The sequence below is a fragment of the Anaerostipes sp. 494a genome (assembly GCF_001940315.1).
Taxonomy (GTDB): Bacteria; Bacillota; Clostridia; order Lachnospirales; family Lachnospiraceae; genus Anaerostipes; species Anaerostipes faecalis.
Map to the genome: position 1 here is coordinate 985,607 of NZ_MJIF01000001.1, position 17,936 is coordinate 1,003,542.

A 17,936-nucleotide genomic window follows, 5' to 3' on the forward strand; every position below is an offset into this window, starting at 1 on the left:
TTCTGCATATACAATATCATGAACACAGAATTCTGTCAATGAAAAAAATGCCAATCATGAAATGACTGACATTTTTTCGTTTTAAATTAATATGCTTTTACTGACTTAGATGTTGAGTATGCTCCATATACTTTCTGATTTGTTGAATCATAGTAGTAGTAACGTACCTGTACATAGTATTTTTTATTCTTCTTCAAACCTGTCTTGGTATATACATTCTTAGCCAGACCTGTGGTCTTGTATGTTGCACTCTTCATCTTAGAATTGGTTGCATAGCGGAAACGGAATCCTCTTCTGGAACTATTGCTCTTTGTATTTTTTGCGGATGTTGCCACAAAACCTACACCTGTTCCGGATTTTCCTTTTACTGTTAATGCTTTAGCCTGTCCAACAGTTAATTTAGTAAATTTAGCTGTTAATACAATATTCTCGGATGATGATGGCATTGTTTTTACAACTTTTCCATTGTAAACCCATCCGGCAAATGCATATCCTTTCTTACCAGCTGCTTTGAATTTTGATTTATCCCATGCAGGTAATTTAGCTCCTGCTTTTGCATCTTTAATAGTTGCTACAGTTTTTCCACCGTTTCCTTTTAATGTTACTGTAACTGCTTTTGGAGATACAACTACTTTTGTTTCTAATGTATAGCTACGTCCAAATGTTGTTACTGTAGAAGTTATAACAGCAGTTCCAGCTTTCTTGGCTGTTACATTTCCTTCATCATCAACTACTGCAATATTTGCATCAGATGTAGTATACTCAACAGCGTTAAATGAATCTTCATCAATATTTGTAACTTTAATTGCTTTCTTATCACCAGCCACTAATTCAATCTCTTTATCTGTTTCTGGTACTTTGACTTCCAATGGAGTCACTTTCATATTCTCAAAGGTCACATTTGCATTAAATACATTAAATCCAACGTATCTTCCTTCTGGATAGTTTTTATCAACTTGGCTATCACGAACCTTTAATACAAGGGCTCCATCATAGTAAACTTTGTACAGATTTCCTTTTACCTGGACTTTTACATGATATTTCTGACCTTTTGTTAAAGAAATTTTCGCATCGTCTCCAATGTCTCCTGTTCCTCCTCCAAAAGTGAAAATTCTTGCAGTACTGTCTTTTCTGTTTACATCAACATTGGCCGCATATGCTTTGTTATTATCCGGACTCTGTCCACGGAAGAGTAATGCAAATGCCTGGCCTCCATTGTATATGACATCTGATTCAAAGATATAATCAGCAGAAGGAATCTTAATTCCAGACATCAGGAATGCATCTCCTGTAGCATTTCCTGTACAGCTGTTTTCATTTTTGCTGATTGTCCAGTTTCCATCGCCATTAACTTCTTTCCAGTTACCCAGATTAATAGCTCGTTCTTCTTTGTCAATATACACTTTAATGCTTCTTGACAATCCGTTTTCTGAAGTAGCTCGAACTGTTACAACACCATCTTTCAGTGCTTTTAACTGAATCTCACTTTTTCCTTCTTTTTCAATCTTAACTTTATTATCATTATTGCCAGATATGGACCATTTAACTTCCTGTGTTGCAGTTACAGGAGAGATTGCAGCTTCGATACTGATTGTATCTCCAACATTATACTGTCCACTTCCTGTATCGGTACTAAGGTATAAATCTGTTGCTGTAGTATCACCTGTCAGCTTATCCTCCCAGATGCTCTTCATAGGATAGACAGTAATCTCAGCATCTGTATCTCCACCTTCAGAATATACTTCCATTCCGGTATTACTTGTTGCAGGGAAGATAGCCATTGCTCCTGTCTGCTGTCCATCCTGTGCATATACTTCAACACTGGATTCATCCACAAAGATGTTAAGTTTCACTTTTCCATCTTCCTCAGTTACAATTGCATCAGATACAACATCACCTTTACGCTGTCCGGATGGAATTGTACCGGATTTATCAACATTTATGCTGACTTTTTTCGTTTCAACATTATATTTGACAACAGTTTCTTTTGTTCCTGCTTCATTGGTTCTTAATTTAAATCCAACTTCTTCTGTACCTGCTTTTGGTGCCAGTTCGGCAACGATTTCATACTGACCTGCTTTTATGCCAGATAACAGGTTTTCACTTGTTTCCGTTTTCTTTGGAATGGTTCCTTCAATTTTAGTTTTGGCATCTTCAACCCTGAGAGTTTTGTACTCTTCAATTGGTGTCTGGATTAAACGATATCCATCTTTTGTATTCTTTAAATTTAATTCTGTCTGAAGATTGAAGAATCCGTTATATCCCCATTTTCCTGTTACAGCACTGACATTATTGCAGTAACCACCTTCCCAGGTACTTGCCCAGTTGATCATAATACGACGTGATTCTTCTGTCTGGTGATCAATATAATATGTCATAGCTGCATACGACTGAGGTCCAAAGTTCATGACATGATGTACAATATCTTTTGAATTAGAAGGTGCATCATCCTGTACAAATGTCCACTTTCCATTTACTTCTTTGAAGTCTCCAATACGATAATAACGTCCACCTTCACTAATAACCCATTTTGTATTTCCTTCTGCATCTTTTAATGAATACATATCCGGGCATTCTGTTTCAATTCTTGGATTACCGTTACCTTCATCACCTCTGTAAGTGCTTTCTACCTTCCAGTCAATCAGATTCTCAGAAGAATAGATTCTTAAGATTCCTCCGGCAACAACCATCATATATTTTCCAGATTCTTTATGGTAAAATACCTTTGGATCACGAAATGCCGCATCATCCAATGGATCTTCGTTCCATTTAAGAATTGGATTTCCTTTATATTTTGTCCATGTTCTACCATTATCTTTACTGAATGCAATTGCCTGATCCTGTCCTCTACCGTCATTATTCTGTGTATAAATGGCTACTAATCCGCCTTTGCCTTCGCCTTTTTCTTCTCCAAAAAGACCTGACACATTTGTATCATCAACAACACAACTTCCAGAGAACATTGCTCCCTGATCTTCCTGATAATATAATGCGATTGGAAGTTCTTCCCAGTGAATTAAGTCTTTGGATACTGCATGTGCCCAATGCATTGGTCCCCATATATTATCATCTGGATAATATTGATAGAATAAATGATATTCGCCTTTGTAGTAAACCATACCATTTGGATCGTTACACCAAGCTAAAGCTGGTGAAAAGTGATACTGTGGTCTGGTTGGAACACTATAAACAGAATTTTTTGCCTTCCGAAGAACATTGATAATTGTTTCATCTTTTGCTCCATTTTCACTGGTTACTACAATAGATATCTGCTGAGATCCCTCTTTCAATTTGACCTCTGCAGGATTTCCTGATGCTACAGCCGTTCCATTGACCGTAATTTCTTTTGCTCCCTCTGCTGTTGGAACAAAAGTAAGACTTTCTGTATTATTCTCTACAACAGCTGCATAGCTATCGATATCCTGACTGAACTTCTGATTCAGATCTGCACCTTTGACTTCTAATCCTGTCAAATATACAGTTGTATTCTTTTCTTCAATATCTTTTACTTCAATATTGGATATTGTCACATCTTTGTTGAAACAGATAAAACCAATATTTCCTTCGAAAATTGTATCTGTTATCTTCATATCGAAGACATCAACATCATTAATCTTTACGTTCAGCTGTCTATTTTCAACTGTTACATCAAATTTGTAGTCTTCTTTGCCTTTTAACTCTTCAACAGTTTTGTCTTTTTGCAGATTTCCAGCCAGTCCTCCCTGGAAGCAGAACATACGAACCACACCAGTTGCAGGATTGACATTTGCTACAACAGACCCTTCCTTTGGGTTATTAGCATCTTTTGCTCCTAAGACAACTCCAACTGCTCCATCACTGGTATCTGTTTTTAAATCTGCTTTTAAAGAATAATTATCCTTTTTATTAATTGTCCTGGAAATTCCAAGATTATCACCCTTTCCGTTCAAACGGATACCATTGTCTGTCAACTCTCCATTTCCAACAAATGACCAGTCTCCTGTCTCTTCAGGTGTTATATCTTCAACTTTAAAATCAGATGTTGTCATAGTTTCTCTAAAGCTGATAAATCCAATATTTCCGTTTAACAAATTTTTATCAACGGCTGTACTGGCAGCCACTTTAGTATCATTAATTGTCGCAGTGATTTTTCCATCTGTTACTTTGATATTAAATTTATATTCTGTTTGATTTTTCAGTTCATCATAACATTTTTTTTCCTGCTCATCGGTTCCTCCAAATGGGAACTTAAAAAGACGTACCTCTCCGCTAGCTGGAGTTACATTCAATACTAAAGAACCGTTATTCGGTGACTTAGTATCCTTTGCACCTAAAACAATTCCAATCGCTCCATCTTCATCTCCCTGAGTCAATTTTGCACTAACGGAATAATTATCCTCTTTGGAAATATCTGAAATACCGAAACTATCTCCATCACCTGATAAACTAATTCCAGTCTCCGTTTTCTCACCATGAATGCCTGAAAATTCCCACTTTGTGCTGTTTTGCTCCTCTGCTGCCTGAACATACCGGGGTGGCACTGTTGGTACCACAGTAGTTCCAACCATTGCGCTTGCCATAAGGCAGGCTAAAAATTTTACCGTTCCTTTTCTCATACTTTCTCCTTTCTTAAACAGTTTTATTGTAAATTTATTTTAACATTTATTATGTTGTCAGCCATCTGTATTTTGTCATCACTTTTTATGACAATTGTAAATTTCTTCTATTTTTTAATATATATAGGAAAACAAAAAAATGGACGATCAAATTTTGATTTGATCGTCCATTTCCAGTTCAGTATTTATTACTTTTCAACTAACTTAATAATTTTATCTACATTTGCTTTACCATTTTTAAAAGCAAGCCCTATGACTGCACATAAAATCACACATATTACAATTAAAATTATACTGATCACTCCAATAACATTATATGCAATTCCTTCCTGCATCTTCAATGCCCAGTAAGCAACAACAACACCTACGGAAGATAAAATGATTAAATTGCGAATCCACTTTTTCAGGTTATTTAACATTTTTGTCTGATATTCAATTTCTTTTAACTGCTGCTGTTTTGTCTGTACTGCCATAGCGTACTTCCTTTCTTTTTTAGTATTTTAATCCTGGGTTGAAGAATCCAACCAGAACACCAACAAATGCTATTACTACTAAAATTAACATTGTAACAACTGGAGATACTTTTTTCTTAGCCATTAACCACCAGCAGAAGATAACAAATGCTGCTGTTAAGCATCCTGGGTATACAGAATCTAACTGATTCTGAAGATTTAAGAATTCTTTTCCTGCATCGTTTACAAGATGGAAAGAAGTTTTTACAGATACCCATGTTGCTGCTACAGATCCAACAACCATTGTTCCAAGCATTACGATAGATTCACGTATTGCCGTGGCTTGCTCACCGACCAGTACGTCAACGGCTTTTCCACCAAGTTCATATCCTTTGAAATATAAGAATTTCATACCAAAAGTAATAATCAGGTTCCATGCAATAATATAGAAAATTGGTCCTACAACAGATCCACCTGAAGATAATCCCAATGCAATTCCTAATAAGATTGGAATTAATGTACCAACAACCAGGGAATCACCAATACCAGCGATTGGTCCCATCAGACCAGCACGGATACCATTGATTGCTTCTGCATCAATATCATCATTTCCATTTGCTTTTGCTTCTTCCAGACCTGCTGTGATACCTACGATTACGGCACCTACCTGAGGTTCTGTATTGAAGAAAGCAGTATATGTATTCATTGCTTCTTTCTGTTCCTCTTTTGTATCATACAGTTCTTCTACCAATGGAAGCATTGCACATAAGTATCCAAAGGTCTGCATATGTTCTTGTGAGAAACATGTTAAGTTTCCATAATACCAGTTACGGAATGATTTATTTAACGCTTTTTTAGAAAGCTTTTTCTCTGCCATATTAGATATCCTCCTCATCATCATCGTCAATAGAACCACCGGAAGCTAATGCTGCTTCTTTTGCTCTGATTCCAATCATCTTGATATTGTAGTAAATAATTGCGAACATTCCTGCAACTACTGTTACAGATACAAGGTTCAGTCCCATACCTGCTGCAAGAGTAAATCCAAAGAAGAATGGTACGAAATCTGCTGCTTTATCTACTACCTGTTTCAGAAGAATTGCAATTCCGACACAAGGTAACATACTACCTACAGTAAACAGTGTCTTCATAGCGATTCCATCCATTGGTAATGTTGCTTTGATTGTTTCAACTACTGGAACTCCCAGTTTACACATAATAACTGCTGGAAGGAAACTACAGATAATATGAGAAATCCAAGGTAATACCATATCTACAAGATATAATTTCTTAAAGTCTCCTTTTTCAACTGCCTGCCATCCAATATGCTGCCATACCAGGTTGATAGTTGCTGTTCCGTAGAATAATACGGTTCCCAGTGTACCTACCATTGCTCCAAAAGATGTTGCCATAGCAATACCTTTTGCAGATGCTGGATCTAATCCATAAGAATTTAATGCTAACATTGCCAGTGGAATACCAATGTAAGATACTGCACGAACGTCAGCAGAAACAGTTCCTCCTGGTGTTACCAATGCGATATATACAACCTGCATTGCTGCACCGACTAAAACACCTGCCTGAACATCTCCTAAAACGATACCGCAGACAAGACCTGCAACTAATGGACGTCCTAATGTGTAGTTACCAATTGAAGTGCCTCCCATACCTGGCATACTTGATAAGCAGGCAAAAATACCTAAAATGACTGCTTGTAACCAACTGATTGTCATAATATTTTCTCCTCTCTGATTTTAATTAAATCCAAATTGTCCTCTGAATTTTTCCCATGTTCCGATTGAAGCTTCTTTTACCAATGCAAATTCAATTTCATAACCTGCTTTGTAGATTGCTTCAAGCGCTTCTGCTTCTTCCTGTGTAATGGACTGATTATTTCCAAGTTTTACAGCTCCCGGACGATCATTACATGGTCCTACAATAACTTTCTTAATGTCACTTGGAACAAATCCATCATCAACCAGAATCTTCTTCATCTGAATTGGATCCTTTGTAATCAGGAAATACTTATCTTTACTGTCTAAAACTTTCTGGCATTTCTTTTTCCACGCTTCATAAGTCCATACAAATGTCTTCTTTGTACTTGCACTCTTGTAAGCCATCTTTAATGCTTCTGTGTTTGCCGCTCTGTCATTAACAGCAATTAATCCATCACATGGATACTCTAAAGACCATCTTGTTACAGTCTGACCATGAATCATACGGTCATCAATTCTTAAAAATGAAATTGACATCTTCTCTCCTCCTTAAATATCATCTTCATCATCACTGCTTGAAGTTTCTAATACAAACTCTTTAATTGCATCTTTAGCTTCACTTACCAGGTTTTCTCTCAGCATGTCTTTATCAACTGCATCTTTCATCAAAGTTGCTGTCAATGCCATGGCAAGATTCATTCCGCCGAAGATGATTGTATTTTCAATCAATCCCTTATTTGAAACCTGCTCAATAGCATTAGTCAATGGAGAGCCTCCAATGATATCTGCAAGAAGAATGATTTCATCACCTTCTTTGATTCCGCTGATTGCATCTACGAATTTCTCTGCAAATTCGTCTGCTCCCATTCCGTTCTCAAGTCCTACTGCAATAACATCTTCTCTGTCTCCACCTGCAAGCATTTCCAGTACATTTTTGAGTCCTGGTGCAAATGTACCGTGACTGACCAGCACAACGTATTTCATCCTCTTCTCCTTTCTTTTATCTGTTCTCATATTGACAAACTTATCTTACCAATTACAAAAAAAAAGAGCATCTGTAAATTGTCATCAATTCCAATTTACAAATGCAACTTTTTTATATGACAAATGTCATTTTTTATTTATTTAATAATTCTTCAGCCTGATTTTTGATTTTCAGAATACTTTCATCAAAATTTTCATCACTTTCAATCAAGTCATCAATTTCCCTGTCGATAAACTGCAAAACAGTATCATAACTACGGAATTTTCTTGTTTCCACAGAATGATTCATAACCTCATCAAGAAGCTCCACTTTTACTACCGTATCCTCACCCATATCTTCTTCCAGAATCTTCTCAGTTTCTTTTGACCTGGTCACGGATTTTAATGGAGATACTCCCTGAGAATACTGAAATATTTTTTTCTGAGTTTCTTTTTCATAGGTTAACTTTTTAAGAAATTCCCATGCCATATGGCTGTGACTGGTTTTATCACTTATTCCTATTAATAAATGATCCATATTGGTTCTATTATTACCATCTGGCCCTGACGGCAAAAGAATACAATCCCATTCAAAATCAAAATATTTATTAATTCTCCATGGATATGGTTTATAAGTTCGAAACTCTGAAAACTTCATTGGTCTGAATGCAATATTTCCTGTATCAAAATCAATTGATTTAGGTTTCTGATACTCTGATAGCTGTTGAATTTTTTTTACGAACAAAACAGAATTTTCCACCGAATCTTCTGTTAGATTACATTGGGTTCCATTTTGATTAAACAGATTTCCTCCATTGCTATAGACTGCATCTTTCCAGTCATAATTATAAACACCAAACTGATCGATTTTTCCATCACCATCGGTATCTTTAGTGACTTTTTTGCATATATTATAGAACTCATCCCATGTCCATTTATTATCAGGCATTTTGATTCCTTCTTTTTTTAACAGCGTTTTATTTACAAACATCAAAGTCGGAACACTTTCATAAGGCAATGCAAACTGACTTCCATTAAAATTTCCTGCATCATAACTTCCCTGATAATAATCATCTGAATCAAATGAACGATCTTGTGCAATAAGAGAATCCAGATTTTTTAAAATGCCAATAGATGAAAAAGTATTAAAATCTTCCGGAAGCACCATAAACACATCCGGCAGTTTTCCTTTCAGCGCTTTTTCCGAAATTTCTTCCGAATAGTCATCTTTCATAATTCCGCTGTCATATTTAATTGTTACATTGGGATGCTCTTTTTCAAATTCTTTTATAGTTTCATCAATAATCTTATAACAGTTATCATCTGGAACATCCCACTGATTTCCTGCAAACATGCCAAATGTAAGTACAATTTTCTCTTGTTTTGGTGTTACCACAAATATAACTGCAAAAATACTGAGAACTAATCCCAGAATCACCAATCTCTTCCACCAAACTGCCATTTTATTCATAGATTACCTTCTTCCATATTTGCCAGAACCTGATTGAACTTCCCAAATTGCAAGCTGAGTTCTGTCCCTTAAATTCAGTTTATTTAAAATTGTGCTTAAATAATTTCGAATGGTTCCCTCTGACAAATTCAATGCCCTGGAAATTTCTTTATTGGACATTCCACGTCCTACATGTTTAATGATTTCCCATTCCGAATCCGTTATCTCCTCAACATTCTGAGCTTCAACGACAATATCATAATTTGACTGTGCCATTTCAGAAAACAGCTCTACAACCTTCGTTGCTATTCCAGGATTAATCATAGCACCACCACTATAAACTGTATGAATTGATTTTTCCAGCTCATCCATAGAAATTCCTTTTAATAAATATCCGCTGGCACCATGTTTTAATGCACTAAACACATACTCATCATCATCAAAGGTTGTTAAAATGATAATTTTAATATTAGGATAAAAATTTTTAATAACCCTGGTGCACTGAACTCCATCCATTTCCGGCATACGTACATCCATTAAAATCACATCCGGTTTCTCTTTTTTTACCAGTGAAATAACTTCCTTCCCATTCTTTGCTGTTGCGACTACTTCTATTCCTTCTTTTGTTTCCAGGACAATCTGAAGACTTTGTCTAATTAATTCCTGATCATCTGCAATTAAAACTTTAATCATAACTGTTCTCCCCATCGTATTGGTATTTTAGCAATAATATGAAATCCATTGCTTCCATCATAGCTGACTTCTCCATTCAGCATCTGAATTCGTTCTTTAATATGCATTAACCCGAATCCGCTTTTTATCTCTTCACATCCGATTCCATTATCCTGAATGGATAAAATGAGCCATTTATTTTCTTTCTTTATATTTACGCAGATTTTTGTAGCTTTTCCATGACGTATGGCATTTGTAATACCTTCCTGAACGACCCGATAGATCATATCTTCTTCATCTGCATTAAACTTCATAACCGGAATCTCACATTTATAATCTATAAATACCTCTGATACATTCATTGTATCCTCCATCATTTTTTCCAATGCCTCTTCCAGATTAAAATGTTCAAGTGCATCCGGCCGGAGCTTATTAACAGATCGTCGAATATCTTTAATACCCTGTCTGGCAACCTTAGCAATAACATTTAACTGTTTTTTTGTTCCTTCTACTGAATAATCAATCATGGCAATACATGCATCTATTCCCGCCGAAAGTCCGGTCATGGTATGTCCTAAGGTATCATGAATTTCCCTTGCAATCCGATTTCGTTCTTTGGTTTCTCCCATTTTTTCACGTATTCCCGCATATTCCTGAAGCTGCTGATTCATCTCTTTTAATCTTTCATTTGCTGTCTGAAGCTGAATATTTAATAATGCGATTCTTGCATTTTCTTTCATCTGATTTCTCATTAAAATAATCATATAAACAATAAACGCCAGAATATTCATAGATATAAGCATGTTTCGTATGCCAATTAACAGCATATTGATTTTTGTACTGTATACTCCAAGAATTTCCTGAAAAGATACCATCTTAACTTGCATAGATACAAGATTATAATCTGAAAAAATATAAATAATTCCCATAATCACAAGGAATAAAACCCTGTTATGCTTGTCACGAATGGATGTTACAATATCTGCAACAACAAGCAGAATAATCCCGTTGTAGCTGACATATAAACATTTGATGATCAGCAGACACAGGAAAATCTCCATTCCATAAATACTAACTGATATAAAAGTGTACTTTGTCTCTTTTCTACGTATTTCGATTATAAGCAAAAGCAAAAAGAATGCAATAAAAACAGTAATCGATGCTTCCAACGGTTCCATTGGAAGATAAGTTACATTTTCCAGAAAATTTCTTGCTGAGAAGCTTTCATTTATATTCTGAATTGTAACGATTGTAACAATAGAAAAGAATGCAAGGATCATAAAATTTATGAAACTCATAAAAATTTTCAAATAATATAAATTTCGGTTTTTTACATCCATATTTACTCTCCTGTTACCACCGATTAATGTCAAACTGATCAATATTTTTCTCTGTTATCATTTTCACCGGTATAATTCTATTTTTTGAAATCTTTTTTCCATCCAGCAGCTGATATGCAGATTCAATGGCCGTATCCCCCATCTGTTTTGGAAACTGTGCAGATGTTCCTGTCATCATTCTTTCTTTAATCAGTTTTTTTGCTTCCGGAGAACCATCTACTCCATATACCAGAACATTTCTCTGATAATCTTCACTATCCAATGCAGCAAGTGCTCCCATAGCAGCCGGATCATTTAATGCCATAATTACATCAATATCCTCATGATCCTTGATAATCTTTTCTACTTTCGGCAGTGACCTTTCAATCTGTCCTTCTGTATCTGCTGATGCGATAACCTGATACTGGTTGTGTCCGTCAATGGCATCTAAAAATCCCTGAATACGATCCACACCGGATTTGGTTTTCGTATGAGTCAGTAATACAATATTGGCATGATTTTTCTTTTTCATCATATCTTTGGCACATTGAACTCCTGCTTTGTAATTATCTGATACAACGGTCATATCTACCAGTTCTTCATTATATACCGGTGTATCGATAACAATTACAGGAATTCCCGCTTTTTTTGCTGCCTGAAGTCCTGATTTTACCTTTTTCCAATCCACGGGATTAAGAAAAATCACATCGACTTTTTTCTTAACGAGATATTTTATCTGTTCATTTTGCTTTTTCTGATCCAGGGCAGGATCCAGTGTGATTAGTTGATCACCCTTTTTTTCTATCTGCATCTGAATTTCATTATTTACAATCTTATAGAACTGATTATTCATAGTCATATAGGTTGCACCAAACACTCTTCTATGCTTTCCGTATTGCTGCGAATATGATATATATGTTTTCATATATATCAATAGAAATAAGCAAAAAAAGGAAATAACAATTCCAACTCCAAATCTTTTTTTCCATTTTTGTTTTTCATTATTATCCATCCAATATTTCTCTCCATTTTCATATTATACTTTATATTATAACATGAAATTAATATCAATTAAAATGCCATATCAAGAACTTGCCGCAACCCTTCCCGATCATTGATATCAGTCACATAATCAGATGCTTCCTTTACCTCATCTGACGCATTTCCCATAGCCACACCAAGACCTGCATATCTAAGCATATCTATATCATTATGTCCATCTCCAAAAGAAATGATTTCCTCCTGATTAACGCCAAATACTCCTTCCAGCATATGGACAGCATCTGATTTGGATGCTTTCATGGACATAATCTCCAGATATGTATCTTTGGATTTATAAATTCTAATTTGCGGAAACAATTTCTGCAGTTCTTTTTCCAGTAACGTAATATCCTCTGCCTTTCCCATACACAAAATTTTATGCACTTCCTCAAAGACCGTTTCATCCTCAAAAGAAACTTCTTTTGCCATAACTCCTGTAATATCCATTTCCTGGGCAACCCAATATTCTTCCAGATCCTCTGCCATCCAGCAATCATTTGAATAAATATTGACTGAAACTTCCGGCACAATTTCCCTTATACTTTTACATAGCTTTTTTGATTCATCTTTCTTTAATGCCACACTATAGACAGGCTGCAGATTTCCATCCACTACCAGTGCTCCGCTATAACAGATCATTGGATTTTTTGCACCTAATTCATCTCTGATCGCCTTCATTCCTTTTGGCATACGGGCAGAAACCAATACAAAAGGCACTCCCTGACCACTCATTTCCATGATTTTTTCCTTTGTCTGCTCTGGAATTTTATGTGAAGTATTTAATAAAGTTCCATCAATATCACTAAAAACTGCTTTATATATTCCTTTTTCTATACGACAATCCATTGTACATCCTCCTCTATTAACCTTTGTTTCCATCCTGCCTCTGGCTCACGGTCTAAAATCAATAAATCAATCTGATTCAGACCTACGGCTCGATATTTGCTTACTCTTTGAAATTTAGGATAGTCTGCCATCACAATAACTTGTTTTGCCCTTTGTGCTGCCAGCGCTTTTACTTGAGCATCTTCTTCCTCTTCATAATAAAGACCATCTTCTGCTATTGATGCAACTCCAAGTAAAGCTGCATCAAAATTCAAATTTAATATCTTCTCCCAAACCTCAAATCCATAAAAAAACCGATTTTCTTTCTGTAAAACACCACCCAGACTGTGTACCTGAATCTTTGGCTCTGATGCCAGTAAAATCAGATTGTCCAGAGAATGCGTATATATTTTCATATGGCTGTTCAGCGATTCACACACATATGGCATATGAGTTGATACATCAAAAAAATAAATTCCCTGTTCTCTTAATAATTCTGCTGCCTTCACTCCAATTTTCTTTTTTCCTTCTGCATTCTGCATCATTCTGGACTGATAATTTTCCACTCGAACCTGAAAATCCGTTCTTGCAATTCCTCCATGGGTACGAATTGCTTTTCCTGCTTCCGTCAGTTTAATAATATCTCTTCTGGCAGTATCCCTGGAAATTTCTAAACGTTCCATCAACTCCTGATTGGATAATGTCTGTTCCTTTTGTAGCCAGTCTGTAATTTTTCGTAATCGTTCTTCCTGATACATAATACCTCCTTTTTAAGTAATTATAAGTATTTTTACCTATAATTTCAAGTATTTATAAGTATTTATGCTTATTTTTTCTCCAGCATTTCAAATTCATCTTCAAAGATACAATGCTTTAATTCCCCACTTTTCATCTTCTTTTTACATTCTTCATAATCCACCCATCTAACAGATTCTACTTCCTCTTTCTGAAGTTTTAAGTTTTCTATTTCTACAGGCTCTTTGTAAATATAGACCGCACTGATTTCATGATTGAAAAACTCTCGTCCATAAAAAACATCTTTTATAATTCCATGATGAACTCCTATCTGCTGCAATTGATTCTCCGTTGCATGAATTCCAAGTTCTTCTTCCAGCTCCCTCACGGCAGTTTCCAGATAATCATCTCCTGCTACCATATGTCCGGCAGAAGAAATGTCATAACACCCCGGAAAAGAATCTTTATGGGCACTTCTTTTTTGCAGCAGTACATCAAACCCTTGTTCTTTTTCTCGAATCACCCAGATATGTACCGTTCCATGAGGATCTCCATCTTCATGAACCAATGATCTCTCCTTGATGCGCCCAGTGCGATTTCCTTCTTCGTCCATCACATCAAAAAACTCCAAATCACTTCCATCCAGACAGGCTGAAATCAGATTTCCTTGAATATACTCTAATTTTAAAGAGAAAAATGGCCGTTTTTCTTCCATATAACGTAAAAACAGACGGTCACCTTCCCACAATTCCAGTTTTAAGATATCTTCTTTCTTCACCCACTCCAGAGTTCCTTCATCGCATTCTTTCAATTCTCCTTCGAAACCATCCGCATGATATAAACACATATATTCCCATGCTTCTTTTGAAGTTCCCATATCTGAAAGAAAAGTAACAATGCCGCAGAACCTGAAAGATGTCAGTGTCAGACCTGTTTCCTCCTTTACTTCACGAAACAGACAGTCTTCCGGACTTTCTCCGTGTTCAAAGTGTCCTCCAACTCCAATCCATTTGTCTTTATTAATATCATTCTTCTTTACAATCCTATGCAGCATCAGATAACTGTCATTTTTTTCTATATAACATAGTGTGGTAAGACCCATTTTCTATTTCCTCCATATTTCATCAGCTAAATGTATTGTAAATGCAAAGAACAAAAGATACAATAGTATGAACAATGATAAAGGAGGATTTGCTATGGATATTAAATGTATTGCACTGGATCTGGATAAAACAACTTTAAATAGACAGGGAAAACTTTCCAAGGGAAACAGGGAAGCTTTGATCAGTGCCATGAAAAAAGATGTCCACATTGTCATTGCAAGCGGACGGGCCTTTTCCACACTTCCCAAAGATGTGACCAGTCTTCCGGGAATCGAATATGCTATTACTTCTAATGGTGCTGCCATCTATCATATTCCAACAGGCACGTGCATGCACCGTTATCATCTGACTCCTGCATCTGTCAATGATATTCTGACTGTATGTAAATCTTATCCTGTTGTATTTGAAGCTTTTATTGACGGGACTGCCTATGGAGAAAAACATTATATAGAAAATCCTGTCTTTTACGGAACACCACCAAATGTAATTTCTTATGTTCAGCAGACAAGAAATCCCATTAACCATATGCCTGATTTTATCAGACAGCATGCAAACTGCCTTGACAGCATCGATGTTGTCACAGGAGATATACGGATAAAACAAAAAATCCAGACAGAACTTGCCCGGATTTCCAATGATATCTATATAACTTCTTCTGTCCCCCGCCTTCTGGAAATTTCCCATAAAGATTCTGGAAAACATTCTGGGTTGAAATATATCCAAAATCATCTCCATCTTAAACCGGAACAGACTGCCGCATTTGGTGACGGAGATAACGATATTGATCTTTTACTGGCTGCCGGTACTGGAATTGCTATGGAAAATGCTTCTCCTTCATGCAAAACAGCAGCCGATGCCATTACAAAACACCATGATGAAGACGGTGTTGCCTGGGGAATGAGACATATATTGCATATTATATGATTTCTACATTATATTTACCTAACTGATCCTGTATTTCTCTGGATGGAATTTTCTCGCAGATTATACCGTCAATTTGCGAAAAAGTGGTATAAACATAGTTTGCCTGAAACTCAAATTTCTTGCTTTCCATACCAAGATATACCTTACTGCTTCTTTCAACTACACTGCTTTTCATTAATCCGTCATCTGGCACATACGTAGTGATAATGTTTTCTTCCACGTTAGCCCCTACAACACCCATAAAGCAGATATCAAACCGGAAATTATTCATCATCTGCAATGTAAGAGGTCCAAGAAATCCATTCTGAGAACGGTTAAACTCTCCTCCAATGAGAATAAATTTTACATTCTTGCTGTTAGAAAAAACTGCAGCAATATCCATCATGCAGCTTACAACTGTTACATCCAGCCCGGAATCTATTATTTCTTTTGCCAATTCAATATTAGTTGTTGAAGTATCAAGGAAAATCATATCTCCATTATGAATCAGTTTCACTGCTTTTTTGGCAATCTTAATCTTTTCTTTGATATTCTGATTTTTTCTGGTTGAGACACTGTTACTATGACCTGGATGCAGTGCATCCTTTAAAACTGCTCCTCCATATGTTCTTTTTAGAAGATTTTTTGCTTCAAGGCTTGCCAAATCTTTTCGAATACAATCATCTGTTACCTGAAATCGTTCACTTAATTCTTTTACTTTTACTTTTTCGTTTTTTTTCAATAATTGTAAAATTTCCTGATGTCTCTCTTCTACAAACATATTTATATTTCCCCTTCTGTTTTATTGTTTTTTATTATTTTATTTCGTTATTATTGTTTTGTCAACTTCATTCCTTTCGATCTTTTTCACGATTTATTATATGATCTTTTTCTTTACAGCAAGAAAACTTCTGAAATCGAAACTGAAGCTTTTATAAATCTGGTGCCTATAGTATAATAAAAACAAGGAGGAGCTTATGATAAAAAAGATTATTGCACCCATTATAATTACCATCATTTTAATCTTTGTGGAACTTATCTATCTGGGTATTTATATTGCACTGATTCCATGGATATGGTTAAAAATAATTCTTGCAGTAATCCCTCTTGGATCTATTGGTGTTACAATCTATGTTCTGATAGAACGTATCCATGAAGTAAGGAGTGGTGAGGAAGATGATCTTAGTCAATACTGATTATATTAGTGGAAAAGAATTGGAAACTCTTCAACTGGTAAAAGGAAGTACCATCCAGTCAAAAAATATCGGAAAAGATATTACACAAGGCTTTAAAACACTTGTTGGCGGAGAATTAAAAGCCTACAATCAGATGATGGATGAAGCCCGTGCCCTGGCAACCAAAAGAATGGTACAAGAAGCAGAAGAACTGGGAGCAGATGCCATTGTTAATATTAGATATTCCTCATCTGCTGTTATGCAAGGTGCTGCAGAAGTTATTGTTTATGGTACTGCCGTAAAATTCAAATAAAAACAGGAAAATACGACAAAAAATTCCCGGTAAAACATTGATTTTACCGGGAATTTTTATGTACATTTTCACAATTTATACTTCGACAAACACTTCTTTTCCTAATCCGCAGACCGGGCATACCCAATCTTCTGGAAGATCTTCAAATTTTGTTCCAGGAGCAATTCCATTATCTGGATCTCCAGCTGCCTCATCGTAAATATATCCGCATGGTTCACATTCAAATTTTTTCATAATTTATCCCTCCTGATATTCTGCTTTCCATAATCCATGTAAGTTGCAATATTCATAAGCTGCAATCAACTCATCACCTTCAACCAGTGTGAACACTGCCTTTGGTTCATCATCTGGCTGAAATTTGTGAAGCTGTCCACCGTTTTTCGTTTCAATATATACTCCCTGAATATAATGTTCTTCCAACATTGGATGTGCAACAGAACCAACTTCTACAATAACTTCCTGTCCATTTACGGTAATCTGCGGTACATGTTTTTCTCCTGCTGCATCCGTAGAATTTGCTTTTAACTGCTCAATTCCTTCTAACGATGGGCTAGAACCAAAAATGTCAAATAAAATATGTTTATCTTTTTTATAGAATCTGCTCATTGGCATTTCCTCCTTTACTCTCATTGATTATGGTTCTATAATAACCTTGAATATAAATTATTTCTGTAA

General features: G+C 35.8%; 19 protein-coding genes. 3 read left to right on the plus strand and 16 right to left on the minus strand.

Going from position 1 to position 17,936, the window contains the following annotated elements:
* Positions 1-86: 86 nt before the first annotated feature.
* The 13 genes from BHF70_RS04985 to BHF70_RS05045 form a co-directional block, all read right to left on the minus strand.
* Entirely contained in the window at positions 87-4,595 is a 4,509-nt protein-coding gene (locus BHF70_RS04985) for a GH32 C-terminal domain-containing protein (protein ID WP_075759230.1), read from the minus strand.
* Positions 4,596-4,783: 188 nt separating this feature from the next.
* Positions 4,784-5,068 carry a hypothetical protein gene (locus tag BHF70_RS04990; protein ID WP_075759231.1) on the minus strand — a complete coding sequence of 95 codons (285 nt, stop codon included), beginning with the start codon at positions 5,066-5,068 and terminating at the stop codon, positions 4,784-4,786.
* A gap of 19 nt (positions 5,069-5,087) precedes the next feature.
* A complete protein-coding gene (locus BHF70_RS04995) occupies positions 5,088-5,924 on the minus strand; it encodes a PTS system mannose/fructose/sorbose family transporter subunit IID (protein ID WP_202816902.1) in 837 nt (278 codons plus the stop codon).
* 1 nt (position 5,925) lies between these two features.
* A complete protein-coding gene (locus BHF70_RS05000) occupies positions 5,926-6,780 on the minus strand; it encodes a PTS mannose/fructose/sorbose/N-acetylgalactosamine transporter subunit IIC (protein ID WP_075759233.1) in 855 nt (284 codons plus the stop codon).
* Between the two features lie 21 nt (positions 6,781-6,801).
* The gene (locus tag BHF70_RS05005) at positions 6,802-7,299 is read right to left on the minus strand and encodes a PTS system mannose/fructose/N-acetylgalactosamine-transporter subunit IIB (RefSeq protein ID WP_075759234.1); all 498 of its coding nucleotides are present in this window, start codon (positions 7,297-7,299) and stop codon (positions 6,802-6,804) included.
* 12 nt (positions 7,300-7,311) lie between these two features.
* Positions 7,312-7,746, minus strand: coding sequence for a PTS sugar transporter subunit IIA (locus BHF70_RS05010; protein ID WP_075759235.1), 435 nt, complete (start codon positions 7,744-7,746; stop codon positions 7,312-7,314).
* 133 nt (positions 7,747-7,879) lie between these two features.
* Complete coding sequence (locus BHF70_RS05015; RefSeq protein ID WP_075759236.1) at positions 7,880-9,196, minus strand: ABC transporter substrate-binding protein; 1,317 nt, start codon at positions 9,194-9,196, stop codon at positions 7,880-7,882.
* Between the two features lie 3 nt (positions 9,197-9,199).
* Positions 9,200-9,868 (minus strand): response regulator transcription factor, encoded by a 669-nt coding sequence (locus tag BHF70_RS05020; protein WP_075759237.1) that lies wholly within the window; start codon positions 9,866-9,868, stop codon positions 9,200-9,202.
* Complete coding sequence (locus BHF70_RS05025; protein WP_075759238.1) at positions 9,865-11,187, minus strand: sensor histidine kinase; 1,323 nt, start codon at positions 11,185-11,187, stop codon at positions 9,865-9,867. The genes BHF70_RS05020 and BHF70_RS05025 overlap by 4 nt, the downstream gene beginning before the upstream one ends.
* A gap of 13 nt (positions 11,188-11,200) precedes the next feature.
* Positions 11,201-12,178, minus strand: coding sequence for a sugar ABC transporter substrate-binding protein (locus tag BHF70_RS05030; RefSeq protein WP_075759239.1), 978 nt, complete (start codon positions 12,176-12,178; stop codon positions 11,201-11,203).
* Positions 12,179-12,237: 59 nt separating this feature from the next.
* Complete coding sequence (locus tag BHF70_RS05035) at positions 12,238-13,053, minus strand: Cof-type HAD-IIB family hydrolase (protein ID WP_075759240.1); 816 nt, start codon at positions 13,051-13,053, stop codon at positions 12,238-12,240.
* Positions 13,038-13,790, minus strand: coding sequence for a DeoR/GlpR family DNA-binding transcription regulator (locus BHF70_RS05040; protein WP_075759241.1), 753 nt, complete (start codon positions 13,788-13,790; stop codon positions 13,038-13,040). The genes BHF70_RS05035 and BHF70_RS05040 overlap by 16 nt, the downstream gene beginning before the upstream one ends.
* Positions 13,791-13,858: 68 nt before the next feature.
* Complete coding sequence (locus BHF70_RS05045) at positions 13,859-14,869, minus strand: NUDIX domain-containing protein (RefSeq protein WP_075759242.1); 1,011 nt, start codon at positions 14,867-14,869, stop codon at positions 13,859-13,861.
* Between the two features lie 94 nt (positions 14,870-14,963).
* On the opposite strand from BHF70_RS05045, the gene BHF70_RS05050 reads away from it, so the two are divergent.
* Entirely contained in the window at positions 14,964-15,794 is an 831-nt protein-coding gene (locus tag BHF70_RS05050; RefSeq protein ID WP_083638297.1) for a Cof-type HAD-IIB family hydrolase, read from the plus strand.
* On the opposite strand, the gene BHF70_RS05055 is transcribed toward BHF70_RS05050, so the two are convergent.
* Positions 15,787-16,554, minus strand: a complete 768-nt coding sequence (locus BHF70_RS05055; protein WP_075759244.1) for a DeoR/GlpR family DNA-binding transcription regulator — start codon at positions 16,552-16,554, stop codon at positions 15,787-15,789. The genes BHF70_RS05050 and BHF70_RS05055 overlap by 8 nt on opposite strands.
* Positions 16,555-16,750: 196 nt before the next feature.
* Here BHF70_RS05055 and BHF70_RS05060 point away from each other — a divergent pair, with 196 nt between their 5' ends.
* Complete coding sequence (locus tag BHF70_RS05060; RefSeq protein ID WP_075759245.1) at positions 16,751-16,969, plus strand: hypothetical protein; 219 nt, start codon at positions 16,751-16,753, stop codon at positions 16,967-16,969.
* A complete protein-coding gene (locus tag BHF70_RS05065) occupies positions 16,950-17,261 on the plus strand; it encodes a YbjQ family protein (RefSeq protein WP_075759246.1) in 312 nt (103 codons plus the stop codon). Before BHF70_RS05060 ends, BHF70_RS05065 begins: the two co-directional genes overlap by 20 nt.
* A 75-nt stretch (positions 17,262-17,336) precedes the next feature.
* Here BHF70_RS05065 and rd read toward each other — a convergent pair whose 3' ends face one another.
* Positions 17,337-17,495 carry a rubredoxin gene (rd, locus tag BHF70_RS05070; protein ID WP_075759247.1) on the minus strand — a complete coding sequence of 53 codons (159 nt, stop codon included), beginning with the start codon at positions 17,493-17,495 and terminating at the stop codon, positions 17,337-17,339.
* A 3-nt stretch (positions 17,496-17,498) separates the two neighbouring features.
* Complete coding sequence (locus BHF70_RS05075) at positions 17,499-17,867, minus strand: desulfoferrodoxin family protein (RefSeq protein ID WP_075759248.1); 369 nt, start codon at positions 17,865-17,867, stop codon at positions 17,499-17,501.
* Positions 17,868-17,936: the final 69 nt, after the last annotated feature.